This window comes from Mesorhizobium sp. M6A.T.Cr.TU.017.01.1.1 (assembly GCF_004023115.1).
GTDB lineage: Bacteria > Pseudomonadota > Alphaproteobacteria > Rhizobiales > Rhizobiaceae > Mesorhizobium > Mesorhizobium mediterraneum.
The window spans coordinates 1-24,420 of the sequence record NZ_RZTA01000104.1; the positions used below are offsets into that span (position 1 = coordinate 1).

Annotated in this window: 32 protein-coding genes, 1 tRNA gene and 1 pseudogene; 22 read left to right on the forward strand and 12 right to left on the reverse strand. The window is 61.5% G+C overall.

Annotated features, from left to right (window positions below):
• Positions 1-538 (forward strand): EAL domain-containing protein (locus tag EOB36_RS26125; protein ID WP_164897620.1); only part of this gene is annotated, 538 nt, incomplete at its 5' end.
• Positions 539-681: 143 nt separating this feature from the next.
• Here the strand turns inward: EOB36_RS26125 and EOB36_RS26130 are convergent.
• From EOB36_RS26130 to EOB36_RS26150, 5 genes are all read right to left on the reverse strand, one after another.
• Positions 682-867, reverse strand: a complete 186-nt coding sequence (locus EOB36_RS26130; protein WP_127293357.1) for a hypothetical protein — start codon at positions 865-867, stop codon at positions 682-684.
• A 170-nt stretch (positions 868-1,037) separates the two neighbouring features.
• Positions 1,038-1,232, reverse strand: coding sequence for a hypothetical protein (locus tag EOB36_RS26135; RefSeq protein ID WP_185928303.1), 195 nt, complete (start codon positions 1,230-1,232; stop codon positions 1,038-1,040).
• Positions 1,233-1,298: 66 nt separating this feature from the next.
• Positions 1,299-1,508: a hypothetical protein gene (locus EOB36_RS26140; RefSeq protein ID WP_126105746.1), complete on the reverse strand. Its 210-nt coding sequence runs from the start codon at positions 1,506-1,508 to the stop codon at positions 1,299-1,301.
• 156 nt (positions 1,509-1,664) lie between these two features.
• Positions 1,665-1,847, reverse strand: coding sequence for a DUF3606 domain-containing protein (locus tag EOB36_RS26145; protein WP_095482704.1), 183 nt, complete (start codon positions 1,845-1,847; stop codon positions 1,665-1,667).
• Between the two features lie 167 nt (positions 1,848-2,014).
• A tRNA-Gln gene (locus EOB36_RS26150) sits at positions 2,015-2,088 on the reverse strand.
• Positions 2,089-2,214: 126 nt separating this feature from the next.
• Here EOB36_RS26150 and EOB36_RS26155 point away from each other — a divergent pair.
• Complete coding sequence (locus EOB36_RS26155; RefSeq protein WP_095482703.1) at positions 2,215-2,601, forward strand: ester cyclase; 387 nt, start codon at positions 2,215-2,217, stop codon at positions 2,599-2,601.
• 66 nt (positions 2,602-2,667) lie between these two features.
• On the opposite strand, the gene EOB36_RS26160 is transcribed toward EOB36_RS26155, so the two are convergent.
• Positions 2,668-3,183, reverse strand: coding sequence for a hypothetical protein (locus EOB36_RS26160; RefSeq protein WP_128286028.1), 516 nt, complete (start codon positions 3,181-3,183; stop codon positions 2,668-2,670).
• Positions 3,184-3,547: 364 nt separating this feature from the next.
• Here EOB36_RS26160 and EOB36_RS26165 point away from each other — a divergent pair, with 364 nt between their 5' ends.
• A complete protein-coding gene (locus EOB36_RS26165) occupies positions 3,548-3,730 on the forward strand; it encodes a hypothetical protein (protein WP_095482701.1) in 183 nt (60 codons plus the stop codon).
• Between the two features lie 40 nt (positions 3,731-3,770).
• On the opposite strand, the gene EOB36_RS26170 is transcribed toward EOB36_RS26165, so the two are convergent.
• The gene (locus EOB36_RS26170; protein WP_095482700.1) at positions 3,771-4,241 is read right to left on the reverse strand and encodes an Lrp/AsnC family transcriptional regulator; all 471 of its coding nucleotides are present in this window, start codon (positions 4,239-4,241) and stop codon (positions 3,771-3,773) included.
• Positions 4,242-4,400: 159 nt separating this feature from the next.
• Here EOB36_RS26170 and EOB36_RS26175 point away from each other — a divergent pair, with 159 nt between their 5' ends.
• Positions 4,401-5,147, forward strand: coding sequence for a tryptophan 2,3-dioxygenase family protein (locus EOB36_RS26175; protein ID WP_095482699.1), 747 nt, complete (start codon positions 4,401-4,403; stop codon positions 5,145-5,147).
• A gap of 131 nt (positions 5,148-5,278) precedes the next feature.
• Complete coding sequence (locus tag EOB36_RS26180) at positions 5,279-5,713, forward strand: DoxX family protein (protein WP_095482853.1); 435 nt, start codon at positions 5,279-5,281, stop codon at positions 5,711-5,713.
• A 45-nt stretch (positions 5,714-5,758) separates the two neighbouring features.
• Here the strand turns inward: EOB36_RS26180 and EOB36_RS26185 are convergent, their stop codons facing one another.
• The 3 genes from EOB36_RS26185 to EOB36_RS35805 form a co-directional block, all read right to left on the reverse strand.
• Positions 5,759-6,064, reverse strand: a complete 306-nt coding sequence (locus EOB36_RS26185) for a hypothetical protein (protein WP_095482698.1) — start codon at positions 6,062-6,064, stop codon at positions 5,759-5,761.
• A 232-nt stretch (positions 6,065-6,296) separates the two neighbouring features.
• Positions 6,297-6,713: a hypothetical protein gene (locus tag EOB36_RS26190; RefSeq protein WP_095482697.1), complete on the reverse strand. Its 417-nt coding sequence runs from the start codon at positions 6,711-6,713 to the stop codon at positions 6,297-6,299.
• Positions 6,714-6,951: 238 nt separating this feature from the next.
• Positions 6,952-7,077 (reverse strand): hypothetical protein, encoded by a 126-nt coding sequence (locus tag EOB36_RS35805; RefSeq protein WP_280953335.1) that lies wholly within the window; start codon positions 7,075-7,077, stop codon positions 6,952-6,954.
• An 84-nt stretch (positions 7,078-7,161) separates the two neighbouring features.
• Between EOB36_RS35805 and EOB36_RS26195 the strand changes: the two genes are divergently transcribed.
• The 8 genes and pseudogenes from EOB36_RS26195 to EOB36_RS26235 all read left to right on the forward strand — a co-directional run bounded on the left by EOB36_RS26195 (position 7,162) and on the right by EOB36_RS26235 (position 13,644).
• Positions 7,162-7,560, forward strand: a complete 399-nt coding sequence (locus EOB36_RS26195; protein ID WP_095482695.1) for a hypothetical protein — start codon at positions 7,162-7,164, stop codon at positions 7,558-7,560.
• A 3-nt stretch (positions 7,561-7,563) separates the two neighbouring features.
• Entirely contained in the window at positions 7,564-8,004 is a 441-nt protein-coding gene (locus EOB36_RS35365) for a hypothetical protein (protein WP_245467887.1), read from the forward strand.
• Positions 7,922-8,602: pseudogene (locus EOB36_RS26205) on the forward strand (terminase family protein); the annotation flags it as partial. The gene EOB36_RS35365 and the pseudogene EOB36_RS26205, both read left to right, overlap by 83 nt.
• Positions 8,603-8,631: 29 nt before the next feature.
• Entirely contained in the window at positions 8,632-9,687 is a 1,056-nt protein-coding gene (locus tag EOB36_RS26215) for a terminase family protein (protein WP_281035499.1), read from the forward strand.
• A gap of 542 nt (positions 9,688-10,229) precedes the next feature.
• Positions 10,230-12,386, forward strand: a complete 2,157-nt coding sequence (locus tag EOB36_RS35370) for a hypothetical protein (RefSeq protein WP_245467889.1) — start codon at positions 10,230-10,232, stop codon at positions 12,384-12,386.
• Positions 12,387-12,447: 61 nt separating this feature from the next.
• Positions 12,448-12,645: a hypothetical protein gene (locus tag EOB36_RS26225; protein WP_126105754.1), complete on the forward strand. Its 198-nt coding sequence runs from the start codon at positions 12,448-12,450 to the stop codon at positions 12,643-12,645.
• Between the two features lie 33 nt (positions 12,646-12,678).
• Positions 12,679-12,876, forward strand: a complete 198-nt coding sequence (locus EOB36_RS26230; protein ID WP_126105755.1) for a hypothetical protein — start codon at positions 12,679-12,681, stop codon at positions 12,874-12,876.
• A 198-nt stretch (positions 12,877-13,074) separates the two neighbouring features.
• Positions 13,075-13,644, forward strand: a complete 570-nt coding sequence (locus EOB36_RS26235; protein ID WP_126105756.1) for a hypothetical protein — start codon at positions 13,075-13,077, stop codon at positions 13,642-13,644.
• A 390-nt stretch (positions 13,645-14,034) separates the two neighbouring features.
• Here EOB36_RS26235 and EOB36_RS26245 read toward each other — a convergent pair whose 3' ends face one another.
• Positions 14,035-14,652 (reverse strand): methyltransferase domain-containing protein, encoded by a 618-nt coding sequence (locus tag EOB36_RS26245; protein ID WP_128286033.1) that lies wholly within the window; start codon positions 14,650-14,652, stop codon positions 14,035-14,037.
• Positions 14,653-14,872: 220 nt separating this feature from the next.
• Here EOB36_RS26245 and EOB36_RS26250 point away from each other — a divergent pair, with 220 nt between their 5' ends.
• Positions 14,873-16,423: a portal protein gene (locus tag EOB36_RS26250; RefSeq protein ID WP_245467890.1), complete on the forward strand. Its 1,551-nt coding sequence runs from the start codon at positions 14,873-14,875 to the stop codon at positions 16,421-16,423.
• Positions 16,420-16,743 carry a hypothetical protein gene (locus EOB36_RS26255; protein WP_126105759.1) on the forward strand — a complete coding sequence of 108 codons (324 nt, stop codon included), beginning with the start codon at positions 16,420-16,422 and terminating at the stop codon, positions 16,741-16,743. The genes EOB36_RS26250 and EOB36_RS26255 overlap by 4 nt, the downstream gene beginning before the upstream one ends.
• Positions 16,744-16,943: 200 nt before the next feature.
• Here EOB36_RS26255 and EOB36_RS26260 read toward each other — a convergent pair whose 3' ends face one another.
• Complete coding sequence (locus tag EOB36_RS26260; RefSeq protein WP_095482688.1) at positions 16,944-17,261, reverse strand: YMGG-like glycine zipper-containing protein; 318 nt, start codon at positions 17,259-17,261, stop codon at positions 16,944-16,946.
• A 283-nt stretch (positions 17,262-17,544) separates the two neighbouring features.
• Here EOB36_RS26260 and EOB36_RS26265 point away from each other — a divergent pair, with 283 nt between their 5' ends.
• The 7 genes from EOB36_RS26265 (at position 17,545) to EOB36_RS26290 (ending at position 24,257) form a co-directional block, all read left to right on the forward strand.
• The gene (locus EOB36_RS26265) at positions 17,545-18,117 is read left to right on the forward strand and encodes a hypothetical protein (protein WP_128286030.1); all 573 of its coding nucleotides are present in this window, start codon (positions 17,545-17,547) and stop codon (positions 18,115-18,117) included.
• 210 nt (positions 18,118-18,327) lie between these two features.
• Entirely contained in the window at positions 18,328-18,492 is a 165-nt protein-coding gene (locus tag EOB36_RS35375) for a hypothetical protein (RefSeq protein ID WP_245467891.1), read from the forward strand.
• Positions 18,493-18,630: 138 nt separating this feature from the next.
• The gene (locus EOB36_RS26270) at positions 18,631-19,236 is read left to right on the forward strand and encodes a hypothetical protein (protein WP_245467892.1); all 606 of its coding nucleotides are present in this window, start codon (positions 18,631-18,633) and stop codon (positions 19,234-19,236) included.
• Positions 19,237-19,439: 203 nt separating this feature from the next.
• Complete coding sequence (locus EOB36_RS26275) at positions 19,440-20,429, forward strand: Coat protein (protein ID WP_095482686.1); 990 nt, start codon at positions 19,440-19,442, stop codon at positions 20,427-20,429.
• 213 nt (positions 20,430-20,642) lie between these two features.
• Positions 20,643-20,894, forward strand: coding sequence for a hypothetical protein (locus tag EOB36_RS26280; RefSeq protein ID WP_095482685.1), 252 nt, complete (start codon positions 20,643-20,645; stop codon positions 20,892-20,894).
• Positions 20,895-21,192: 298 nt separating this feature from the next.
• A complete protein-coding gene (locus EOB36_RS26285) occupies positions 21,193-21,792 on the forward strand; it encodes a hypothetical protein (protein ID WP_128286031.1) in 600 nt (199 codons plus the stop codon).
• The gene (locus tag EOB36_RS26290; RefSeq protein WP_128286032.1) at positions 21,792-24,257 is read left to right on the forward strand and encodes a hypothetical protein; all 2,466 of its coding nucleotides are present in this window, start codon (positions 21,792-21,794) and stop codon (positions 24,255-24,257) included. Before EOB36_RS26285 ends, EOB36_RS26290 begins: the two co-directional genes overlap by 1 nt.
• The last annotated feature ends 163 nt before the right edge of the window (positions 24,258-24,420 follow it).

Genomic DNA, 24,420 nt, shown 5'->3' on the forward strand with positions numbered 1-24,420 from the left:
GAAGTCAGGAGCGCTGACGCTCGGCTTCAACCTGTCGGCGCAGACGCTGAGCGACCCGCAGCTTTGGGATTTCGTCGACGCCGTCATCGATGAGACCGGGGCGCCGCATTCCGGCATCGGCTTCGAGATTACGGAAACCGCCGCCGTCACCAATTTCACTGCTGCCGAACAGTTCGTCCGCAAGGCGCGCGAGCGGCGCTGCCGCGTCAGCCTCGACGATTTCGGGGCGGGGATGAGCTCGTTCGAATATCTCCGGCGCTTTCCCGTCGATGCGATCAAGATCGACGGGTCCTTCATCGAGCATATTGCGGAGAGCCGCTTCGACCGCGAAATCGTCTCGGCCATATCGGGCATCGCCAAAAGCCTCGGCTGCTCCGTGGTGGCGGAGAAGATCGAAGAGCAGGACGCGCTCGACATCCTCAGGGATATGGGCGTTGCCTTCGGCCAGGGATTTCTGCTGCACCGGCCGGAGCCGCTGCAAGCGATCGTGGCGCGAGCGAGCGCGCAAGCGGCTTTGCCGGTAGGACGGCAAGCGTAGGACTCTATCCAGGGCTGATGGGTCGAGCCGGTGGGACGGAACGCGGCCTCCGCTCAATGCTGCGCGTGTTCGTCGTGCCGCTTGAGGGGGCGGCTGCGCCTCCCTGGCCGATGCCTTACCGCCCACTGCGCCGCCTCGTGGGGCTAATTCTTCCGCTTGGCGGTGGACGGCATCGTCATGCTCACCCAGCCCTGGGCCTCGCGCATGATCTTCAGCGCTTCATCCCGCGTCAGGCCGCACTTGCGGGCAAAATAGGTCGCCTCATAGGCTTCCGCCGAAGAGACCGCGGAAATGCTGGACGGTTCCAGTTTTGACTTCTTCTTGGCCATGCCGGCTCGCCGACTGTGAATCGATTAGTCAGCTAATATAGCACCTTTGTTTGTCAAGGCAAAATCCCGGTCCCGCGGGTGAATGGCGAGCGGGCAGGGTGCGCGACATCTGCCTGCCGTGCCAATACGCCATCCGCAGCCAAAGGCAGCGTTCCGCGGGGGAGAGAGATTTATCCAGCAGCCGCTCGGGCCCGGCGCTGTTCGGCCTTCTCATCACCTGAAAGGTGATAAGGCTGGATAAGCACTTCCGCTGGAATGTGCCAATTCTTGTGGATCTGGTGCACCATATCCATCGTCAGCAAGCGCTTCCTGTTCAAGATTTCCGAGGCCCGCGAAGCCGAGCCGATGACTTCGGCAAGGGCCACCTGCTTCTACAGATCGATGGATTCAGTTCGGAGCGCCAGCCGCCTCAGCGCTGTGCGGCGCAACCATCAGGACGCGCGGCTCTGCCGGGCATAGATGGCGTCTGTCTCGGAGGCTGTCTCGTTCAAGAGGCGGCAAAGCGAAGCGGCCTCGTCGTGACGCAGGCCGATCAGCGCAAGCGCCGAAAACTGGGCCGGAAGATCGCGCCTGGCGTCCCACACCATCCATCGGCCGTTTGGCTCCATGACACATTCAAAGCGCAATGCACGGTCCGACATCCGACCTCCCAACGATTCCCCGTTGGGTGGTATCGCGTCAAAGTAAACGAGTTATTGAAACCTGGCGTTGAATCCGGTCGATAGCGCCGGCAGGCCGGAAACAGGCGGCATGGTCAAGCCGCGGTGATGATCCAGGCCGACGCCGCCGGGTGCAGATCAGGCATTGCGGCTCGCCATATGCGCATCGAGCTTCTTCCTCGAAGGCCCGTACCGTTTGATGATCGTCGCGGCCTCGCTCGGCGGTATGCCGTATTTCTTGGCAAAGGCGGCGACTTCGTAAGGCTGCTCGCTGGAAGCCAGCTTGCGATCCTGCTTGGTCTTGGATTTGTCGTCGGCCATGTCGTCCTCCGTCACATGTGGTCTTTATAGGGCTCCTTGGTCCGACCGACCATCCTTGTCCGTTGGGAAAAGGACGGCACGCCGGCCTCGTCCTGGCATTGTTGGCGCGTTGCAGCGATCTGATCGGATCAAGACTGATCGGCTGCCCGGCACGGGCGGTCCGATGCTGGTTCCCGCTCATGGGCTCGAACCACGATTCACGCCTTCAAAGGGCGCTGTCCTACCATTAGACGAAGCGGGAATAGAGGAAGTGGACGCTGTCTAGCACTTTCTCATCCGCGCATGAAGCCGCTTCATGCAGTCATCTGCTTGAGCATGTGAGACACTGCCTTTTCAGCAGGGCCTTGTAGAGATAGGAGCAATCGCCGTGATTAAAACCGACCTCCGCGACGTCTACCGAGACTACATTGCCTGCCTGAATAAGCAGGACTGGCCGAAGCTGGGACAGTTCGTCGATGATGAGGTGATCCACAACGGCCGGCGGCTCGGCTTGTCAGGTTATCGCGAAATGCTGGAGAGAGACTTTGATGAAATTCCGGACCTTTATTTCAATGTCCAGATGCTGATTTCCGATCCGCCTTATATAGCGAGCCGACTAGGTTTCGACTGCACGCCGAAAGGAACGTTCCTTGGTCTCCCTGTAGGTGGGAGGAGAGTTTCCTTCGCCGAGAACGTGATCTATGAACTTCGCGACGAAAAGATCGTACAAGTATGGTCTGTCATAGACAAGGCGGCCATCGAAGCTCAGCTTTAGCGCGAGAGTTTATCGCGTGTATAGTCTCAAGGCAGTCTTAACCTTGCTGGATTAATGGCCCTGAGCCTAGACGCGGGTTATCGCGAACAGCCATGCCAAAAGTTCCAGCAACAATAGAAACAGGGCAAGCTGTAGCGACATGCGCAGGCGTTGAATGATCCGCCAATTGTTGGCCATGTCGGTTTTAATGCGGAGCGCAAGCGCGCGGTGCATCACATCCATGGATCCGGAAGGGTTTTGATCGACAAAGTCCTGGAGCAACTGCTCTGGATCGAAGCGGAACGTATAGGCGTAGTAGGGCCACAACATGATGACGACCAGCAGCCCGATCAGAAAAAGCAGCGCCAGCGCCAGCCAGTCCCACGGCCCGAGCCCATCCAAGAGAGCTCTGCCGCCGAGGAGAGAACTCACGAACGCGGTTGCAAAGATCAGATTGCCAACGCGCGTATTGAGGCTCTCCACCACGTTCTGCTGGTGTTGGAGCCCACGCACCGCCTCCGCATAAACAAAGGCCAGACGAGGGTCAGGTGCCGCAGCGGGCTGGGAATGGCTTTCTCCCGCTGATGAAGGATGCTCGGGCATGAGTGCCGTCCCGCGTTCCGATATGAACAACGATATGAACAATGGCAGCTGCCTGTCTACCGCCCATCAAGTCTACCGGGTGTCAAGTCTATCGCCTGTCAGGACCGCCGGCCTTGACGCCTGAACACTTTGCCCCAGATTACCCGGCGGAGTTTCAGATATGCGATACGACTGGCAGGGGCCGCCCAGATTCCTGGAACGGCATTTCGGCATTGTTATTGCAATTGGCCTGGTCGCAGGGCTGTCGGTCCTGGCCGCGCTGGGCTACACGCCTTAAAGTCTCGGATTCGGCGCCCAAATCCCTAATGTAAGCGAAAAGTAACGGTGCGACGCAACCAGACGGTCGCCACGTGCATTTCAATGCATGACGACGATGTTTCGCCCCGATATCCCGGCAAAATGCTGCGCATATTGCGGCGGGCGCGACCATGGCTACGAGGACTGCCCGAAGCGGAAAGCCGACGCCGAACAGCAGAAGGAGCCGGACGTCGATCCAGCCCCAAGCCCGGCACGGCGAATGGACAAGCCCGACAAAACCGCAGCCTGAACCATCCAAATCGCGTGAAACCCCAGCCTCTGTCGGCCCACTATCGCTTCTGCGTATGCCCAACGGCATTGGCGAAAGAAATGCCACCCTTGATCTCGCGCATGGCCATCGAGGTGATCGTCCGGCGCACGCCGGGCAGGCGGCTGAGCTCGACGCGCAGCATCCTGTCCAGCGCCATCATGTCGACCGTCACGATCTGCAGGAGATAGTCGGCTTCGCCTGTCGTGGCGTGACAGCGCCGGATCAGCGGATGTGCCTGGACTGCGGCCTCGAAGGCTTCGGAAAGCTCGAAATCGATCGACACCTGGATGAAGGCTTCGATGCCGAAGCCGAGCTTGGCCGGATCGATCCGCGTCGAGTAACCGCGGATGATGCCGGCGTCCTCCAGCGCCTTGACCCGCTTCCAGCACGGCGTCTTGCTCAAGCCGACCTCGTCGGCAAGCGCCGCGAAGGAGATTCGCGCGTCGCGTTCCAGCGCCGCGACGATCTTCCGATCGAGGGCATCCAGCATATATCGTTCTCCAAAATCTCTTCATTAACGGACGTTCGTCCTTCATTTCCTGCATTTGGATAACAAAAAGGAACAATGTTCAAGCCAAAAGCGCTTATCCTTCAAGCTCGGACCGAACAGATGCCCTGAGCCTATGGGCCGGGCAAAGGAGCAGCTGCCATGCACAAGCCGGACTATTATGCCCGCATCGAAGCGCCCGAAATGCGCGATTACGGCGTCTACCTCAGGTGCGACAAGCTTCTCGCCTGCCAGAAGCCGCTGGCCGAGATGGTCAATGCCGACGAGCTGCAGTTCCAGATCGTGCACCAGGTCGAGGAGCTGTGGATGAAGCTCATCACCTACACGCTGGTCGATGTCGTCGACTTCCTCGAGCAGCAGAACACCCACCGCATCGTCACGCTGATGGGGCGCGTGCATCGGCTGATGCGCATGATGACGGCGCAGCTCGACCTGCTCGAAACCATGTCGCCCAAGGAATACCAAGAGATTCGGCTGCAGCTCGGCAATGGCAGCGGCCAGGAATCACCGGGCTTCAAGCTCCTGCTGCGCATGCCGCCGGACCTGTGGCGGGCCTTCAAGGCGTCCTATCTCGATGGCCGCGGGCTCTCGGTCGAGGATGTCTATGACGCGAGATACGATCACGGCGACAGCTATGTCGTCGCCGAGGCGCTGATCGAATTCGATGAGCTGTTCCAGAAATTCCGCGCCAACCATCTCTACCTCATCCACCGCTCGATCGGGCTGGGCGCGAAATCGCTGAAGGGCCGGCCGGTCGAACTGCTTGAGGCCGGCGCCCGCCACCGCTTCTTCCCGGAGCTGTGGGACATACGCTGCGACATGACCGACCGCTGGGGCAGCCAGTATGGGACTGTGCGGGACTCGATCAGCCACCACGCGGCCGAGTAGATCCAGGAACCCAGTCTCGCGGCGGCCTGGCCACTTGCGCTGTCCCAGCCAAGGGTTCTCAGGGGACGATGTCGGGTTTGCGGCTGGTGTATCGTCCTTGGGGCGGAACCGTCGCAACCCTGGAGGACATCATGTCGTTGGAAACCGCTCATTCACCCGGTCAATCAGCGTGGCAAACCGCGGCAATTCTCATCGGCCGGCTGATCTTCGCGGCCGTCTTCCTCATGGCGGTGACTTTCAAATTCGCCGACATGGGCGGCACAGCGGGCTACATCGCCGCTGCCGGATTTCCGTTCCCGCTGTTTCTGGCCTGGTGCGCGGCCCTGCTCGAAGTCGTCCTCGTGCTGTGCTTCCTGACCGGTGCCTTCTTTTCACAGGCCGCTCTTGTCGCCGCCGCCTATGTGCTGTTCCTCGGCTTTGCCTTCCACGGGCCGTCGCACTGGGCCGGCAACCAAGCCGAGTTCGGCTTCTTCGTCGACCATTTCACCTTCCTGGCCGGGCTGCTGTTTGCTGCCGTCCATGGGCCGGGCCGCGTGCTGGCGCTGAAGCTTGGGTCTGCGAGCTGATCGCGAACCTTCGTTCGACCTGCCATCTTTGATGTGGGGAGGGCGTCACATCTGGTCGTTGTAGGGTTCCTTCATCTGGCCGACCATGCGCGCCAGTTTCGAGAACGACGGCATGTCCGTCTCCGGCTGACACTGGTTGGCCAGTTCCAGCAGCCGGATCGGGAAGTTGACGGCATCGCGGCTCGACGCCGACATGCCTTCGGACCGTTCCTCGCTGGTCTCGCTGGCTTCGGCCCTGCGCAAGGCGATGTCTATCTCCTCGACCGTGAGCACGCCCTTGCGGACAAGAACCTGATTGATCGATGCGACGGCCATCAGCAGGCCTTCGAGTTGCAGGTTGGCGACATTCATGGCTTCGCTCCCATTGGCTAAGCTCCAAACGCGCGAACGCCGGTTCCGATCCCGGCATGGCGGTACGGGGATCGAGCGCTTCGAGACATTCGTGCGCGCGTGTCGCTCGATGCAGGAATTTTCTCCTTGAATCGATCGCTCCACCATTGACTTCGTGCCGGCAGTTATGCTATTGATTTAGGCATGGTGCTGATTTGCGCCAACGACCCGCCGCCGAGGCGGGTTTTTTGTTTTAACTGCCTCGCTTGACGATCTGAAAGTCCGGCTCCTTGGCCGACAGAACGTCGAGGCATGCCCAGCCGGTTACGAAGCGGTAGTGCGTCGCGGGTTGGTGGGTCGACCGCCACGTCTCGGACTGGGACTTCTCGAACATCGCGCCTTCCACCCGGTAAGCGAAATGGTTTGCGACCAAGCCCTCCTTGGTCGTTATCTCGTGTTCGGTGCTGAGCGGCATTTCATCGAGGATACGGATAATCACTTCGTTGTGGAACTGCACGCGGAGCGCATGCTGCGCGTCATCGGGAATGACAAAATCAGCGACGACCTCGTCGTTCGTCCAGCGCAATTCGAGCAGGTCGCTTTGATTGCAATCTATCTCGGGATGCACGTTTATCGGATGGTATCGAGGCAAAGCGGGCTCGCTTTCCATAGAGTTCGGGCGATTGACTATTGTGCGAGGAAACAGCCGACAGTGTCGCCCACGATATGAGAGGCACGGTGTCTTGCGTTACCGTCTTTGAATATGAGGACGAATGCCTGTGTCTCAGGGTCAAAGGCCAGGAAATAACCATCTCGGTCGTCAGAGATGACGGCATATGGCCGGACAGTTTCCGCTGCATCGTTGAACGGAATGGCGTCAATCCAGTACGGCTCGACCAAAGCCTGCCTCATCGACTGAAGGCCTCGACAAAGAACGTGTCCGGCAGCGGCGTTCCCACCATGCCCGCTGGATACTCGATCACGTAGGTGTCGATCTCCATTTCCACCTGATGCCGAATTTCCGAAAGGGTCACCCCCTTAAATCTCCGTTCTGTCGTCTCACCATCCCATCAATATATCCCTTCCGCAACACGCCTGTCGCTCGCCAGAGAACCCCCATGTCCAGCCGTTACGCCACCATCATCACCGACGATGACGGCCGCGAGGTCGTCAGCGCCATTGGCCAGTTCGAGGGCGCCGCACCTGTGCGCCACGGCCGGGTCGAGCACGTTCCGGCCGGTGTGCAGATCGGCATGGTCCGGGGCGGTGCCGTCGACGCGGCCGGCGGCTTTGGCTTTCCCTTGGCGGGCGTCAGCGACAATGCCGTGAGTGTCGTCAGGGCGGCGCTCAAAGCCCAGACAGGCTCCGGCAAGGCGAAGCCCGAAGCGGCAAGCCGGCCGCGGAAACCAAAGGCAAAGCGCGCCGGCAAGCGGGCGAAATCCCGCAAGCGACCCACGCCGGCAGTCAAGAAAACGGCGAAGCCCGAGATCGTGGCGCTCGCCGGGGCTGCGGGGTAGGGCATGGCCGAGGATTCTCTCGACGACGAACCGCCTGGCGTGACGGAACCCAGGTCCTCCAGCCGGCCAAAGCGGACGAAAAAGACGCTGGCCGATGGTTTTCTGGAAGCGATCCGTGCCGATTTCCGGGCGCATGGCGCCGGCGTCATCGCCGAGGTTCGCACCGAAAAGCCCGACCAGTATCTAAAGATCGTGCTGTCGGTGCTGCCCAAGGATCTGCATCTCAACATCAACAGTCTGGAAGCATTGAGCGATGACGAAATCAGGCAGCGCATCCGCGGCCTCGAAGCCGTCCTCCGGCCATTTCTCGCAAAACCGGGCCTCGCAAAACCGGGCCTTGCAAAGCCTGTCCTCGCCAAGCCTGGTCTCGCAAAGCCGGGCCTCGACGGCAAAGACCGAGTATCTGAGCCTGCTGAGGGAATTGGACCGCAGACGCCGCGCTAATCAGCTTGCCGCGTACCGGCCCTATCCAAAACAGGCCGAGTTCCATGCAGCGGGCGCGACCAGCCGCGAGCGGCTGTTCATGGCCGGCAACCAGCTCGGCAAGACAAGGGCCGGCGGCGCCGAATGGGCGATGCACCTCACCGGCCGTTATCCCGAGTGGTGGCAAGGCAAGGTTTTCGACACGCCGGTGCGGTTTTGGGCGGCCGGCGTCACCGCCGAGGGCACGCGCGACAACCCGCAACGCATCCTGATCGGCCCGCCGCAGCAGCCGGCCGCGTGGGGCACCGGCATGATCCCGGCCGACGCCATTGTCAGCACCATCATGGGGCGCGGCGCGCCGCATGGGCTCGACAGCGTCGTGGTCCGCCATGGCGGTGGCGGCGATGTCCAGGCCGATGAATCGGTGCTGTCGTTCAAGAGTTTTGAGAAGGGCCGCGAGAAGTGGCAGGGCGAAACACTGCACGGCGTCTGGTTCGACGAGGAGCCGCCGCTCGACATCTATTCCGAAGGCCTGACCCGCACCAACGCGACGGGCGGCATCACCATCGTCACCTTCACGCCGTTGCTCGGCATGTCGGAGGTGGTGTTGTTGTTTTTGTCGGCGGGGGAAGTGGAGGGGATGGGGAGGTGAGGTGGTTTGGAGACGGAGCTTTCGCTTCCGCTCACCCGTTGCGTTCCTGCGCGCCCCCCTCTGTCCTGCCGGACATCTCCCCCACGAGGGGGGAGATTGGATGTCACCCTGGCTTTCGCCAATCTCCAACGGTTGCAGGCAAGCGGGACGCGGAAACTGCCAATCTCCCCCCAAGTGGGGGAGATGTCCGGCAGGACAGAGGGGGGCGCTGTCCCGCCAGCTTTCAAAAGCTTCCGCCCAAACAACACCATACGTCCGACGACTGCCAAAACGATTCAAGCCGGAAAGCCGCACAAATGACCCGCCACGTCACCTTCATGACCATCGACGATGCCGAGCATTACACGCCGCAGCAACGCGCCGAGATCATATCAGCCTATCCAGCTCATGAGCGCGAGGCGCGGGCCAAGGGCATTCCGGTGCTGGGCTCCGGCCGTATCTTTCCGGTGGCGGAAGAACTGATCGTCTGCGAGCCGTTCCGGCTGCCGCGTTATTGGCCGCGGCTCGGCGCGCTGGATTTCGGCTGGGACCATCCCTCGGCCGCTGTCGAGCTCGCCTGGGATACGGAGGCCGATGTCGTCTATGTCTCGAAAGCCTGCCGCGCGTCGCAGCAGACGCCCGCCATGCAGGCGCTGACGCTCAAACCCTGGGGCGAATGGCTGCCTTGGGCCTGGCCGCGCGACGGCCGCCGCGAGACGCTGGAAGGGGCGGGCGTTGCGCTGGCCAAACAATATGCCGCGCACGGGCTGAACATGCTTTCCAGCCATGCGCAGTTCGCCGACGGCTCCGTCTCGGTCGAAGCCGGGCTGATGGAAATGCTCGACCGCATGCAATCCGGCCGCTTCAAGGTGTTCTCGACGCTTTTGCCCTGGTTCGAGGAGTTTCGGCTCTATCACCGCAAGGACGGGCAAGTGGTGAAGCTACGCGACGATTTGATGGCGGCGACCCGCTACGGCGTGATGATGCTGAGGGAAGCGGTGGTCGACCCGGCGGAGTTCAGGACGTTGCGGAAAAGCGGTAAGATTTCCGACCCGCTGGAAGATTATCGGTGATCTTCTCCAACACATCCTCTTCTAACACGTCAACAAGTCCCCCAAAGCAGGGGGGCCGTTAGCATACGTGATCGTGAATGTGCTGATTAACTAGCGGTTTAATTAATGTGTAAAGTTTGAAATAACTTTCATCTAGATTGGCGTGCAGCCCCACTCTAGACCCACCCGACTTCGACCGGGGGTGCGTTTGTCTGGAGCGTCGACGGCTGATGGTTCGTCCGCCATATCGCGCTGGGCTCCTGGTCGCCGACGGCATGGGGTTCCGCCTGTCTCCCCGGTGCTGGCCGCACCGATATCCATGATGCCGCAAAACTCCGAAACCTGTGAGGCGGGGCGGACGACGCTGCATTGTTTCGACGGAATTCACGGGGCTTCTGGCGGCGGGGATCCGCAACGCCGGCAACTCCGCCGTCTCTCCAATAATCGTCGATCCGACAAAGCCCGCGAATGCGGCGGCCGGCATGCAATGCGATCAGCCATGCCGTGATCTCCCGCAGAGCGACCCCCTTTTGTTCAGAGCCAGTTGGGCAGGAAACAATTAGATGGCGACCATACCTCTCCAACTGGCGCAGCGCCGGCTCGATACCGGCAACGTGGTGCGATATCCGCAGGGATCGCCAATCGGCGGCGCCATGCAAGACCTGGGCGGCGAGCTTTCGGCCGTCTCCGAGCGCTTTCAACAGCGCAAAGAGCAGCAGGAGGCGTTCGACGCCGAAATTGCCCGCCGCAAGATGATGGACCAGATCGCCCAAGCCGAGGCCGATGTGGCGGGCAATGCAGCGCCCGATGGTGCCGGCCTGCATGACGCCATGTACGGCCAAGTCGATCCGCGCAGCAGCCAAGTGGTGAAGCCCGGCCTGTTCGACACGCTGTTCGACGATGCCCTGCCGAAAATACCCGAAAGCCAACGTGCCAATTTCGCCAGGCAAAAGGAGACAATCCGCGCGATGGGTTCCGAGCGCATGGCGGCGCGGCAGCAGGCGCGCCGCGACGAGTACGAGCAGGGCCAGTGGACCAAGGTCGAGAATATCTCCACCAACTCCATCGCACGGAGCGACCCTAACGATACCGCGAACTTCGAGGCGATCCGACAGCACGGCCTCGACCTGATCGCCAAGATCGGCAACCCGCTTGCCAGGCAAGCGGCGGAAGTTGCCTGGCGGAGCAACACGGCCAAGGCGTTGATGCTGGCGACGATCGGCCTGGACCCGAAACGCGCCGCCGAAATGCTCGGTGCGACACAAGCCGGCGATAGGACCAAGGACGATACCGCCGCGGTTGGTGGCGAGCCGAGGCAAGACACTGCAAGCCCATCGGGCTCGAAGGGCGACGGCGTCGGACAGCTAACCCCGGAAGAGCGAACAGCGCAGGCGTTTCAAGACGACATTGCGCCCGAAGACCGGCCGGCCTTGGTCCGGCTGGCCCTCGCCGTCGATGCGGCACGACAGGTAGATACACGCGCCAATATCAGTCTTGCCGAACAGAATGCACCTGAAGCCATCAAGGATACCGGAGCCTATGACGGTCTGCTTCCCACTCCCGAGCAGTTCGTCAATGTTCATGGCGCGACGGAAGGCGACAGGCGCTTTCAGCTATTCAACCGGGCGGTCAATGTCAGCCGTCAATTCCACGACATGCGTGATGTGCCCAACAACGCAATAGACGCTATGGTCAACGACGCCAACACTAAGGCGGCCAGCGCAACGCCGGAGGAGGGCAAAGCGCGACACGACGCCATCGCCGCGGCCGCCGATCTGACGTTCAAAGCAAGGCAAGGCGATCCGGGCGGATATGTTCGCAGGGCTTTCGCGAAGCTCGATGCTGCCTGGAACAATCTGTCGAAGCTGGAAGACTATCAAGTGGCAATCGTCGGCTCCATCGCAGCCCAGCAGCAGATGGGCTTTAAGACCATACAACCGCTGCCGAATTCCGTGGCGGAACGGGTTGTCGACACGCTCCGAGATCAGAATCGACCTCCACAGGACCAGGACGCGGTTTTGCGCAATGTGCTCATCGCGACGCCTCGTGAGCAACGCCGGGCAGTGCTCGATCATTTGCTTCGAACCAGCGTATCCAAGGTTGCCGACAATACGGCCGATAGGTCGCTTCGGGCGGCAGTGGTTGATCCCATGGGTCTGCTCGACCTCGCCAATACTCCCTTGGGAGATGGCCACTCGGAACAGCATTGGGAATCCGACCACCCGATAAGCCATGATCAGGATGGCGACCAGGCCCTAAGCTGGTCCGATTGGTTCAACAGGAAGATTCCTACCTATGGCATTTACGGCGGGCCTGGCTGGACTGGCGGTACTCGGGGTGGTGGTTTTGACCTACCACCTTTTGATATTCAGGACGGATTCTATAAGCGACATGACGGGGACTATCGCGACGCGAAAACGCCGGGCGATGTAATCGCGGCCGATAGGAAACTTGTAGCGTCTTTGAAAACATACCTCGACAATGAGGATTACATGAAAGATCCGGCCTTAAAGACCGACGAAGAGCGCAACGAGGCGTCAACATATGCTTCGCGCGCAATGAAACTTTTCCAAGGTAAAATTGCTGGAGAGATGGCGCTCCATATACCGAGCGCCATAGAGATTTCGGCTCGCGATGATGCGCAAAGGGCTTACGATGACGCACAATCAGCCGTTGGACAGGCGCAATTTGGAAGTAGGATGTCATTTGGCAATTGGTAACGATCTGGATAAGCTCAGCACCCATCGTCATATATTGTGATAATTTTTTAGGGGATAACCGATGGAATTTTATATTTTCGGGTCTGTCTCATTTGTATTGGCAATAATATTGGCAGTGTTTGGTGTTATATCAGAAAGTATCGATTCCAATCGGCGTGTTTCTGTTATTTTTGTTGCGGCAATTATCAGCGTTCCAGGATATATAGTTATTTGGGATTTTGCTTTCTATAAAGAGATTTGGTTTTTTTGGTGGGGTTAAGCTGTGTGTTCCCGATTCCGCAGGAGACAGTAGATGGCAATTTTTTTTTGGGGATTTGTGAGCCTTGTGTTGGCGATATACTTGGCAGTAAAAGGCGTCAGGTCCAAATCATTGACGCCGCTTCAGCGCGCTTTTGTCCTTTTTGGAGCTGCAGCACTTAGCGTTCCCGGATTTTTTACTATTTATTTTTTATTCGTAGTTGCCATTCTGATGCATGACAGCCCATTCTGATTTTCAACGCCTTTAAGTAAAGGCGGTGCGCCGTCTGTGGTCGGTGATATCTGAATTATGCAAATCCCAAGGTTTCGGATGAGAGTAATCTTGTCTGGATATATAAGCTTGACGGCCCAAAGCTTGGACAGCATTGGCACGGCACAGTGCACGAGCTTCGGAAATTTCGCCCTCGCACCGGGATGACGAAGGATACGCATGACGCTCCGTATCATCCCCGCAACCTTGCGCGATCTCTCCTACATCGCCGCCAATCTGCGCCCCGAGGACCGGGCCGAGATCGACTGCCAGCTCGACCATTGGTCGCCGGCGCTGCTGGCGCTCACCGCACTGCAGGGTTTTGCTTATGTCGCCGAGCTCGGTGGCAATCCGGAAGCCGGCTTTGGCGCTGCCGAGCAGCGCGGCGGGCTGTGGATCGCCTGGAGCTGGGGCACGCGCCGCATGAGGCGCTGCGTGCCTGGGATTACTGAGTTCTTTCACGCCGTGCTCGGGCCGCAGGTCGCTGCGCGCGGCGCCTGGCGGGTCGAGGCGCGGGCACTGGCTGCCAATGAATTGGCGCTGCGCTGGCTTGCCGGGCTGGGCGCCACTGAACGTTGTCGTCTGCCGGGCTACGGCCGCAACGGCGAAACCTTCATCCTCTATGACTGGACAAGAGAAAGCTGGAACGATGTGCCTTTTTCAAAAGCCGCCGGCGCTGAAGCCGCTGCCACCAACACCGACCATTGCCGACAAGGACGTGCAGGCGCGCGAGGCAGCGCTCCGGGCTGAGCTCGAGCAGCGCCAGGGAACGCTGAGCACTGTCAAGACCGATCTGTCGCCCGGTGATCTCACCGGCCAGCGCCGCGTGCTTCTGGGGGTGTGAAATGGGCGCGATGAAACGGGTGTTCAGGAGCCGGGGCGACTGGCCCTGGTGGTATTGGCGGCGTCTGGCGCGGCTGGTGAAGCGGCGGCAGGGGTAGCGCCAAGCAGGCCCCCCTCTGTCCTGCCGGACATCTCCCCCTCAAGGGGGGAGATTGGCTATCATGGCGGCTTTCGCCAATCTCCAGCGTTGAAGAAGTGAGCTATCGGCGAAGCTGCCAATCTCCCCCCTTGAGGGGGAGATGTCCGGCAGGACAGAGGGGGGTGTTCAAGCGCCGGCGCTGAAGCCACCTTGAGGGCTCACTCCGGCTTATGCGCAAACGCCCAGACCATCAGCGGGTATTCCTCGTCGTTGCTCAAATCGCGCCATAGGCCGTAGGCGCGCACTGGGCCGCCGATATGGGCTTTGGCGCAGGCTTTGTTGCCCCAGCCGAACACTTCTATGTCGGCTTCGGCGAAACCGCCTTCGACCATCACCTGCTTCAGGCCGGCGGGGGTCCAGCGGTTGTAATCGTGCGGCCTGGCATGCACTCTGAACAGGAACGGCGTCGCCACCATCGCCCAGCCGCCCGGCCGGGTCATGGCATGGATATTCCGCGCCGCGGCGAGCGGGCGCTGCACATGCTCCAGCACCTGGTCGGCGATGACGACTGAGTATTGCCGGTCGGTGCGGTCCTTGCAGATGTCGAAATCGGGGAAATCGACCGAGGTATAGTTGGAGCACATCGTCTTCCAGTAGCGGTTCCAGCCGGGCGAAACCTCGATCACGTCAGACGATTTGCGGCCGTCCGCCTCAAGAAACGCGGTGAACGCCTCGATCTGCCTGATGCGCAGCCAGTTGCGGGAATCGTAGCCGATAAGCCGCTTTGCAACCTGCTTGCTTCGCCTCGTCAGGGCACTGGGTAGGCTCTCCGTCATTGTCACATCGACCTCCTTAAAGGCCCGCCGCGCCTCCCTTGAACATCGCAAAAGCGGACAAAATTCGACCGCGCTAAAATAAGCTGAGATCACCGAAGAAAGATTGCCATGACGAGCGATTCCCGTGCCCACGATATCCTGTCGCGACAGGCCGAACTGGAGAGCGAGCGCAGCCAGTATGAGGCTGTCTGGGAGGCGGTGTCGGAATTCTGCGATCCCGATGCCCCCGACATCTGGAGCGGCCGCCGGGCTGGAAAGCCTGATCATTCCGCAGTCGGAAAAATGGCACGGGCTGTCGACCGCCGCCATGAATGACGAGGAGAGCGACGAGGAAAAGGAATGGGCGGAAGCGCTTCGCGATTTCCTGTTCTCGCTGCGCTATTCCGCCAATTCGAATTTCGTGCCGGCAACACAGGCCTGCCTGCGCAATGTCGTGCGCTACGGTCCGGCCTATCTCTATGCCGAGGAGGGTTTTGGCGGCACGCTGATCCGCTATGCCTCGATCCCGGTGGTCGAAGGTTTTCTCTCGCGCAACCGCTGGGGTCAGGTCGATATTTTCCACCGCCGCTATGAGCGCACCGCGCGGCAAGCGGCGCAGCTGCTCGGCTATGAGAAGCTGCCGGCACGGATCAAGATGCTGGTCGACGACCCGGCCAAATGCGAGACGAAGATTTCGCTGATCCAGTGCATCCAGCCGCGCGACGAGCGCAAGATGTACCGGCTCAGCGGCTCCTACCAGTATCTCGACACGGCATTCGCTTCCTATCACGTCATCGAGGACGAGGAGGTCATCGTCAGGGAAAGCGGTTTCCGCTCCTTCCCGGTGTCGTGCTTCAACTGGCGCCGCTACGAGGGCGACCCCTATGGCATCTCGCCGACCATCGAAGCGCTGACCACGGTGCGCGAGGAAAACGCCGTGCGCCGGTCGGGCCTCAGGGCGCTGCAGCAGATCACCGATCCGGCGACCGCCTCGAAGGCGCGGCTCGACTATGTGCCGGTGCTTAATCCCGGCGAGAATTATCCCGGCTTGATCGACGACCAGGGACGGCCGCTGATCGCGCCGATCGCCACAGGCCAGAACCCGACCTATGCGTTCAATTACGCGGAAAGCCGGGCCGAGGAGATCCGCGACATGATGTTCGTCAATCTATTCCAGACGCTGGTGCAGAACCCGCAGATGACGGCGACCGAAGCCTTGATCAGGCAGGAAGAGAAGGGCGCGCTGCTCGGACCGTCGGGCTCGATCATCCAGGCTGGATTCGCCAGCAATCTCGACCGCGAGTTGGGCATCCTGGAAGACAAAGGACTGTATGACGAAGACAGCCGCTTCCTGCCGCCGGCCAGCCTTGCCGGCAAGGCGGTGCGGCCGACCTTCACCGGTCCGCTCGACGTGCTGCGCCGCTCGGCAGAAGCCCGCGACACCATTCAGGTCGTCACCACGGCCATGCAGATGGCGCAGTTCGATCCCGGCGTCATGGACAATATCGACGGCGACGAGGCGCTGAAGATCGTGCAGGGCGCCGGCCGCAGCCCGCAACGCATCTTTCGCCGCCAGGACGAGGTCGCCGGTATCCGCGACGCCAGAGCCAAGGCTCAACAAGCCCAGGCTGGTATGGCGGCGATCACCACTGCCGGCAAAGTGGCCAAGGATGGGGTGCCGGCGGCGATTCAGGCGCGCGACAGCGGCCTGCTCGATGCCTTGCAAGGCATGCTGCAGGGTGGTCAGCCTGACACGTCGGGCGGCCCGGCTGCGCCGGGTGCCGGCGCATGAGCCGCAAACGCTTCGCCCATTCCGGGCAGGCCGGCGGTCCGGCGAAAGCGCGTGATGCGCTGACCAAGGCCTATCTCAGGGTTTTCTCCGGGCAAGACGGCGAGATGGTGCTGGCCGATCTCGCGGCGACGACGGGCTATTACCGCCGCCCGTCCTATGGCGAATGGATGGCCCGGACCAGGACACCGAATGGCTTCGAACTGCACAGCGCGCTGAGCAACGCGCGCGCCGAAGTGGTGCAGCACATTATGGGGTTCCTGACGCTGGATGAGGCGCAGCTGGCGGCGCTGGAGAAGGCGGCGAGGCTGGAAAGCAAGTGATCCCTTCTCCCCTTGTGGGAGAAGGTGGATCGGCGCTTTAGCGCCGAGACGGATGAGGGGTGTTGGAAGAAATGAGAGGCTGGCTACCGAGTCACCGATCTGGACGAGGTGTGCGCCAAGCTAGAACACCCCTCATCCGGCCGCTTCGCGGCCACCTTCTCCCACAAGAGGAGAAGGGAAGACCAGCGCCGGCGCTACGCTCAATAATTGCCGTCGTAGTAGCGGTCGTCGCAAGGTGCGGTGTAGATGCGGCCGCTGTTGCGGTCCTGATAGCGGCAAAGCTGTTCGCCGCGCCGCTGCGGCGTGGTCGCACTGCCCACCACCGCACCCAGCAGGGCGCCGCTGGCTGCGCCGATGACGGTGCTCTTGGTGTTGCCGCCGATCGCCTGACCGACGAGAGCGCCGCCGGCGCCGCCGATCAATGCGCCGGTTCCGGCTCTCTGCTGGCCTTCGGTCTGCGCACACCCTGCCAGCACGGCAGTCAGAAGCGCGGCGGCAATGGCTTTCTGCATGGTCATTTGGAGTCCTCCTTTAAAGCCTTGGGTCAATGCTTTGCCAAGTGCGGTCGCATTGCGGCGGAACAGGGGCACCATGCCTCACGAAATAAGACATGGTTTCTTTCGTCTTGACGGCCCAAGCCTCCGGCTGGGAAAAATCATGGTCAAACAAAAAGATCATAAAGATCATGGTTTAACAAGGCGATAGAGCCGGGCTCTATCGAAATGAATCAGGCTCCGGCCGTGACGAACCCCGCCTGCGGCGGGTCTAGCCAATCCCAAATCCCCAAGAATGGAGAATGCCATGACCCGAGGTCTTTCCCGGACGCTTTCCCGTGCCGCGGCCCGTGAGGCCGGCTTTGCCCCGCCCAAAGCCGGGCTTGCCGCCAGGACGAGCGGGCAGGGCGGCGCATATCGCACCGTCTTTTCGTTCAACGCCATGCAAGTGCCGGTCACCGATGCGCTTGCCTATGCGAGTCAGAAGCTTTTCGATTTTCTCGACGGCAAGGTGCGCATCAAGGGCGGCACCGCAAGGCTGCAATTCGCCGTGCTGACCACACGCGCCTCGACCATCAACGACAATGCGGCACTCAGCTGGTCGCTCGGGTCGGCGGCGGCGTCGAGCGCCGCGCTCACAGGCACCATGGTCAACGTTCTGGCCGCGACCGGCCGCACGCTGGACGGCGCCGGTGCCGCGCTGTCGGCCGCCTCGGTCGCCGACGTGGCTGCGGCAGCGACGCTCGACGGCACGGTGACGCCGGTCGATCTTTACCTGAACCTCGCCTTCGCGACCGGCACCGACATCGACGCCGAGGGCACGCTCGCCATCACCGGCACGATCACGTTGCTGTGGGAGAACTGGGGCGATAATGCGTAGCGTTAATCTTCCCCCTTGAGGGGGAGATGTCGCCAAGGGCGACAGAGGGGGTCGGTGCGACTGGGCGCGACCTCAGCGACAGATGGAGGTTGGCGCTCCACGCGTTGGTACCCCCTCTGGCCTGCCGGCCATCTCCCCCTCAAGGGGGGAGATACTGGGCTCCGCCGCCAGCTCCTATCATCAGCTTTAACCTTAACAAAGGAACATCTCATGACAGATATGGCAGACGCCGGGTCCGTGGTGGCGGCGCCACCGGCGGGCAACCTTGCACGGCCACCGGCCAACGGGGACAACGGGTCAGCCCCGTCGGCCGGCAAGAGTTGGTTTGACGGTCTTTCTGAAGGCAACCGCAAGCTCGCTGAAACCAAGGGCTGAACCAAGCCTGAAAGCCTCGATCGGGTTTTCACGTCCTATGCGGAGCTGGAACGGCAACAGGGTGAGAGCCTGCGCGTTCCCGCGGCGGACGCACCTGGGGAAGACTGGGACAGGTTCCATGCCCTGCTTCCCCTGGCGATGCGTCCGCTGACGTCGCCTGACAAGGTCGAGTACAAACGCCCCGACGGGCTCCCCGAAAACTTCGCCTATTCGGACGAGCTTGCCAACGCCTCCAAGGCGTGGGCGGTCGAGGCAGGCGCGACCCCAAAAGTCGCGCAGGCCTATCACGACAAGTTCGTGGGCTACATGGCCGAGCAGGCCAAGATGCAGCAAGAAACCCTGGCGCGTTCGGTCGAGACCACCCACGACGACTTGGTAAGGGACTGGGGACCGACCGACAGCGATGGCTTTCGCCAGAGGCTGGAGGTCGCCAACCGGGCGATGAAGAAGCTCGGCCTGGTCGATGCCTACAAGGCGAAAGGCATCCTTCTGTCTGACGGGGCGCTGACCGATCCGCAGATCGCCAAGGCGTTCCACGCCATCGGCGAGGCGATGTTCAGGGAAGACACGATCGACGGCGGCGCGGCTTTGAGTGGAGGCAACCCCTTCAAGCGCAACGCCGCCGGCGAACGCAACCTGACTGATATCTCAGCCCTCGTCAAAAGCGACCCCGCCCGCGCCCGGCGGCTGGCACGCGAGGCCGGCGAAAACCCCGATCTGTGGATGCCCAACAACCCCCTCTAAAGCTGTGTCGATATCCAGGTGATGCCGGCCTGCAAACGACGGCTTTCTGCGCTTCCGGTGCTCACGGACCCAAATGTCCGCTCCGCTCCAGTTCTCAAAAGCCACCTTGTTTGGTCGCTTCGCGCCCGTCTTCGACTCCGGCTCGGCCTGACCTGAATCTCAACACACCTTCTCCGCCAATCAACCCATGAAGGAAGACAAAAATGGCAGACGCCTACACCCGTATCGCGGACGCGATCGTTCCGTCCGTTTATGCACAATACTCGTTCGAGGAGCATGTCCAGTCGCTCGAGATCTATCAAGCCGGGATCCTGTTTTCCGACCCGGCCATCGCCTCGAAACTCTCGATGGGGGGCCGCTCCGTCGACATGCCCGGCTGGAAGGATCTCGGCAACGATCCGTCCGAACCGGTCAATGACGATCCGGCCGACTCGATCGAGATGAAGAAGATCGGCGCGCGCCGCGAGGTGGCTGCCCGCAATGTCCGCGCCCAGGCGTGGGGCATTCCGGACCTGACCTCGATCCTGGCTGGCGACGATCCGCAGAAGCTGATCGTGCGTCGCCAGACCGACTACTGGCAGCGTGCCAACAAGCTGACGCTGCTCGGCATCCTGAAAGGCGTGCTGGCCGACAACCTCGCCAATGATGCGGGCGACCTCGTCCGCGTCACCGGCGCCTCCATCGTCGACACCGACATCATCGAGGCCGCCTATCTGATGGGCGACCGCGCCGACAAGTTCAAGACGATCTGGATGCATTCCAAGCAGATGAAGGCGCTGAAGCTCGCCGACCTCATCGACTATGTGCCGCCCTCCGAGCAGGGCGGGCCGCTGATCCCATACTACATGGGCTTGCGGGCCGTCGTCGACGACGACATCCCGGTCGCGGCGGGCGTCTACACTGCCTTCATGTTCAAGGACAAGGCGATCCTGTGGAACGAGCTGCCAGTCAACACCGAAGGCGGGCCGCTGGAGTTCGACCGCAAGCCGCGCCAGGGCCATGGCGGCGGCGTCACCGAAATGGTCGGCCGCCGGCACTTCGTCCCGCACGTTCCGGGCACGCGCTTCCTCGACGCCTCCTCGGCCGGCGAATTCGCCACTGACGCCGAGCTTGCGCTGGCGGCGAACTGGGACCGTACTGCGTCGAACGTCAAGAACATGACGTTCATCGCGCTGAAGACGACCGAGGCGTGATCGGACCGGAAGGGCGGGAGTATCAGACCTCCCGCCACTTCGGGACGCCAGGTCGGCCATGTAGCGAATTCCAGATTCACGCGCTGCGCTGCTCCAGAGTGAAACAAGTCTTGGGGGCTCGCAACATATTCATGTTGCACTTTAATCAATCGCCGTCACCAAACGGTTACACAAAAGGGCGATGCTGCCTTGTCTTGGCAAAGGAGGGTAACCATGAGTATGACATATAAGGCGGTTCAGGAAGTGCTCCGAAAAGCGGGTATTGTCATAAGCAAAAAGGGGGAAGTTCACCGTATAAACTTCTTCAGCGGTCTGGAAAACACCGCCTACTACACGACAAGTCTTCAAGATGCCCTGGACAAGGGTTTGGCGATGGGAAGAGGTACCGGAAGGCTGCAAGCAAGCGCCTTTGCCAAGTCAGCCGAAGCAGGGCGGCGGATCTCGACGAGCGCACGCCTCGGCTGATGCCGCAGGAATTCAGGCCGCAAATCATCGCCGCGTTGCGCGGCGACATCGTGAAACTGCAATAGCGACAATATTGTCGTCTTTTCGTTGCTCGAACGAGCACAAGGGACTGAAAACACATCCCACGCCACCCGTTTCCTGACGGGTGGTTGGTATCGTGACGGGTTCCACGCACAAGACGTGCGAACGTTTTGCCCAAGCCCAAAATCACCAGATCCCCAGCCGCTACGAAGCGGCTTTTTGCCGTGGGGCCGCCATGCCCTGCTTTTCCCGATCCATACTCACGGAGGCCTAAACCATGGCCATCACCCCGCTCGACATCGCCAACATGGCGCTTGGCGTCCTCGACGAGGCGCCGATCGACAGCCTTGATCAGGATGTGAAAGCCGCGCGCTTGCTCAACATGCATTTCGACCTGACCCGCGAAGCCGAGCTGACGAAACACGCCTGGGTCTTCGCCATCCTCGCGGCCGCAGTCGCCGGAGCCGACACTGGTAGCGGCGCGGGCACGCTGAACTTTGCCTATGAATTGCCGCTGGACTGCCTGCGGCCGTTGCCGCTGACCCACAGTGGCGAGCCGGACGGCATGCCGATCTCGTGGCGCCAGGAGGCCGGGCTGATCTATTCCGACCAGTCCGGGCCGCGCCTCATCCAATACGTCGCGAATCTCACCGATCCGAACGATTGGGACGCGCTGTTCACGGAGGTGCTGGTGAGCGCACTTGCCATCAAGATCGCGCATCCGCTGACCCACAAGGCAGGCATGATCGACATCGCCCGGGGTGCCTATGACCGGGCGCTGGACGCGGCGTTCCACGCCAACGCCATCCAGCGTGGCGGCAGGCTTTCGACGTCGTCCTGGGCGATCCAGCGCGGCGACAACCGGTTTGTGCGCTGATGACGACGCTCTATCCGGTCCAGGACGCATTCGTTCGTGGCGAGATCAGTCCGCGATTGCATGCGCGCGCCTCGCTCGATCTTTATCGGGCAGCGCTTTCCAAATGCGAGAATTTCGTCACCTTGCCGCATGGCGGCATCAGGAAGCGCGGCGGCACCATCTTCGTCGGCGAGGTGAAGAACGCGGCCAAGACAACGCGCGGCATCCCGTTCATCTTCTCATCCGAGCAGGCCTACTGCCTGGAGTTCGGCGATTTCTATATCCGCGTCTATGCCTATGGCGCCCGCGTCGGCACGGTCGAGATCGCTTCGCCCTATGCGGAAGCCGACCTCTTCGATCTCGCCTATGTGCAGTCTGCCGACCAGATGTGGATCAGCCACAAGGACTATCCACCGAAGGTGCTGACGCGCACCGCGCATACGACATGGACGCTGGAGGATTTCGAATTCCTCGATGGTCCCTATGACGACATCAACGAGACCGGCACGACGCTGACACCAGCCGAGACCGGTCATCTGACGCCGGCCATGACCGGCAATACGACGCCAGGTGGAACGGTCTCGAATGCGGGCGGCGATCCCGACGCCTACCAGATGTTCGACCGCGACAGGGTCCAGAACATACTGATCGCCGGCGACTCGATCGGCTATATCCGCTACCGCAACGCGTCCGCCGCGCAGCGCGTCGTCGATGCCTACTGGATCACCGCGGCCAGCAAGGCGACGACCAATTTCGACTTCTTCACGGCCTGGGAAATCCAGGGTTCCAACGATGGAGCGAACTGGGTCACCCTCGACACCAGGACGGCGGAGACTGGTTGGTCGAACAGCGAGACAAGGTTCTACGAGTTCGCCAATTCGACAGCCTATGAATACCACCAGATCGTCTTCAGCGGCGGCGGCGGCGACGACGCGACGCACACGCGCTGCGCCGAAATCGCCTTCCACATCAAGGCTTCGGACCAGACGCCATTCAACCTGACTGCTTCCTCGATCGTCGGCATCAATGGCGACGCCGGCTTCCAGTCAGGCGATGTCGGCCGCGCCATCCGGCTGCTGGGTTCGGACGGTCGCTGGCGCTGGGCCAGAATCACCAGTCGAACCAGCACCACGGTCGTCAAGATCGTGCTCCACAACCATGCTCTGCCGAACCTGAGCCCGATCACCCGCTGGCGGCTCGGCACCTTCGTGCCGGGCAAATATGTCGAGACCGGCTCGCTCTACGAGGAACGGCTGGCCTTCAGCCGTAGATTCTCGGTCTATGCCTCGGCGACCGGCGACTTCGACAATTTTGCGCTCGGTGAAAAGGACGACGCCGCACTGGAATTCGTGCAGGCCGGCGGCGGCCAGGCCAACGACATCGTCTGGATCGCCGATTCCGACGGCGCGCTTTTGATCGGCACATCAGGCGGTGTCCGGGCGCTGTCGGGCTCCGGCATCGACGAGGCGCTGACACCGTCGTCGTTCAAGAACCGCAATTCGCGCACCTTCGGCTGCGCCCTCATCCGCCCGGTCGCCGCCGGGCAGTCGTTCCTCTATGTCACCCGCAGCCGCAAGTCGATCGCCGAGCTGGTGCAGACCTCGGTCAGCAAATTCACCTCCGACGATATCGGCCAGATCTCCGAGCATATTCCCAAGCAAGGCGTCGTCGAGCTGGCGTTCCAGACCGACCCCGATCCGGTGCTGTGGTTCCCGCTCGAAAATGGCGAGCTCGGCGGCTACACGCACCAGCCGTCGCAGGATGTGCGCGGCATGCACCGGCATCGTCTCGGTGGCGCCTTTACTGGTTCGGAATGGGGGATCGTTGAAAGTGCGGTTGTGACGCCAGGCCAGAACGGCGCCGACGATGTCTGGCTGTTCGTCAAGCGCAGCATCGGCGGCGTGACGAAGCGCACCATCGAGATCATGACGGCGCCGTTCGAATATGGCGGCCTCGACGACGCCTTTCAGGTCGATTGCGGCCTGACCTATTCGGGGGCCGCCGTCAATGCCGTCTCCGGGCTCGATCATCTCGACGGCGAGAGCGTCGACGTGCTGGCCGGCGGCAAGATCTATAAGGGCCTGCCCGTAGCTGCCGGCCAGGTGACGCTGCCGGGCGGCGCCGTGGCCAGCAAATGGCAGGTCGGGCTCGGCTACCAGTCCGAGGCCAACACGTTGGAACTCGATGTCGGCGGGCGCGACGGCTCCATTGTCGGCCGCCGCAAGAAGATCGCCAAGGTGATGCTTTCGCTACTCGAGACCGACACGTCGGGGCTCGAAGTGCAGTCCTTCCTGCGCGGCCGCTGGGAGAAGGTGCGCATGCCAAGCATTGTCGCGCCAGACGGCAAGGCGAGCCTGTTCACCGGCAATGTCGAGGTGCCGATCGACGACAGCTGGGAAGGGCAGGGCAGAGTGAAGATCCGCCACGTCAACCCGACGCCCTGCACCATTCGGGCGTTCACGCCGGTGTTCGATGCCGAGCCTTAGGAACTGCTGATCTCCCCCCTTGAGGGGGAGATGTCGCCGAAGGCGACAGAGGGGGTCGGCGCGTCCTGACGCGACTCCCATAACGGACGTAAGAGGCTGACGCTTCACGCGAGACAACCCCCTCTGGCCTGCCGGCCATCTCCCCCTCGAGGGGGGAGATAAC

Coding starts and splice junctions, on each gene's coding strand:
- EOB36_RS26225 (WP_126105754.1), top strand. CDS start 12,448: ATGGAATTTTATATTTTCGGGTCTGTCTCATTTGTATTGGCAATAATA.
- EOB36_RS26255 (WP_126105759.1), top strand. CDS start 16,420: ATGAGCCGCAAACGCTTCGCCCATTCCGGGCAGGCCGGCGGTCCGGCG.
- EOB36_RS26250 (WP_245467890.1), top strand. CDS start 14,873: ATGCCCCCGACATCTGGAGCGGCCGCCGGGCTGGAAAGCCTGATCATT.
- EOB36_RS26275 (WP_095482686.1), top strand. CDS start 19,440: ATGGCAGACGCCTACACCCGTATCGCGGACGCGATCGTTCCGTCCGTT.
- EOB36_RS26230 (WP_126105755.1), top strand. CDS start 12,679: ATGGCAATTTTTTTTTGGGGATTTGTGAGCCTTGTGTTGGCGATATAC.
- EOB36_RS26175 (WP_095482699.1), top strand. CDS start 4,401: ATGCACAAGCCGGACTATTATGCCCGCATCGAAGCGCCCGAAATGCGC.
- EOB36_RS35365 (WP_245467887.1), top strand. CDS start 7,564: ATGGCCGAGGATTCTCTCGACGACGAACCGCCTGGCGTGACGGAACCC.
- EOB36_RS26270 (WP_245467892.1), top strand. CDS start 18,631: ATGCGTCCGCTGACGTCGCCTGACAAGGTCGAGTACAAACGCCCCGAC.
- EOB36_RS35375 (WP_245467891.1), top strand. CDS start 18,328: ATGACAGATATGGCAGACGCCGGGTCCGTGGTGGCGGCGCCACCGGCG.
- EOB36_RS26170 (WP_095482700.1), bottom strand. CDS start 4,241: ATGCTGGATGCCCTCGATCGGAAGATCGTCGCGGCGCTGGAACGCGAC.
- EOB36_RS26160 (WP_128286028.1), bottom strand. CDS start 3,183: ATGCCCGAGCATCCTTCATCAGCGGGAGAAAGCCATTCCCAGCCCGCT.
- EOB36_RS26190 (WP_095482697.1), bottom strand. CDS start 6,713: ATGGAAAGCGAGCCCGCTTTGCCTCGATACCATCCGATAAACGTGCAT.
- EOB36_RS35370 (WP_245467889.1), top strand. CDS start 10,230: ATGGCGACCATACCTCTCCAACTGGCGCAGCGCCGGCTCGATACCGGC.
- EOB36_RS26280 (WP_095482685.1), top strand. CDS start 20,643: ATGAGTATGACATATAAGGCGGTTCAGGAAGTGCTCCGAAAAGCGGGT.
- EOB36_RS26285 (WP_128286031.1), top strand. CDS start 21,193: ATGGCCATCACCCCGCTCGACATCGCCAACATGGCGCTTGGCGTCCTC.
- EOB36_RS26265 (WP_128286030.1), top strand. CDS start 17,545: ATGACCCGAGGTCTTTCCCGGACGCTTTCCCGTGCCGCGGCCCGTGAG.
- EOB36_RS26195 (WP_095482695.1), top strand. CDS start 7,162: ATGTCCAGCCGTTACGCCACCATCATCACCGACGATGACGGCCGCGAG.
- EOB36_RS26180 (WP_095482853.1), top strand. CDS start 5,279: ATGTCGTTGGAAACCGCTCATTCACCCGGTCAATCAGCGTGGCAAACC.
- EOB36_RS26245 (WP_128286033.1), bottom strand. CDS start 14,652: ATGACGGAGAGCCTACCCAGTGCCCTGACGAGGCGAAGCAAGCAGGTT.
- EOB36_RS26235 (WP_126105756.1), top strand. CDS start 13,075: ATGACGCTCCGTATCATCCCCGCAACCTTGCGCGATCTCTCCTACATC.
- EOB36_RS26165 (WP_095482701.1), top strand. CDS start 3,548: ATGACGACGATGTTTCGCCCCGATATCCCGGCAAAATGCTGCGCATAT.
- EOB36_RS26290 (WP_128286032.1), top strand. CDS start 21,792: ATGACGACGCTCTATCCGGTCCAGGACGCATTCGTTCGTGGCGAGATC.
- EOB36_RS26130 (WP_127293357.1), bottom strand. CDS start 867: ATGGCCAAGAAGAAGTCAAAACTGGAACCGTCCAGCATTTCCGCGGTC.
- EOB36_RS26185 (WP_095482698.1), bottom strand. CDS start 6,064: ATGAATGTCGCCAACCTGCAACTCGAAGGCCTGCTGATGGCCGTCGCA.
- EOB36_RS26145 (WP_095482704.1), bottom strand. CDS start 1,847: ATGGCCGACGACAAATCCAAGACCAAGCAGGATCGCAAGCTGGCTTCC.
- EOB36_RS26260 (WP_095482688.1), bottom strand. CDS start 17,261: ATGACCATGCAGAAAGCCATTGCCGCCGCGCTTCTGACTGCCGTGCTG.
- EOB36_RS26140 (WP_126105746.1), bottom strand. CDS start 1,508: ATGTCGGACCGTGCATTGCGCTTTGAATGTGTCATGGAGCCAAACGGC.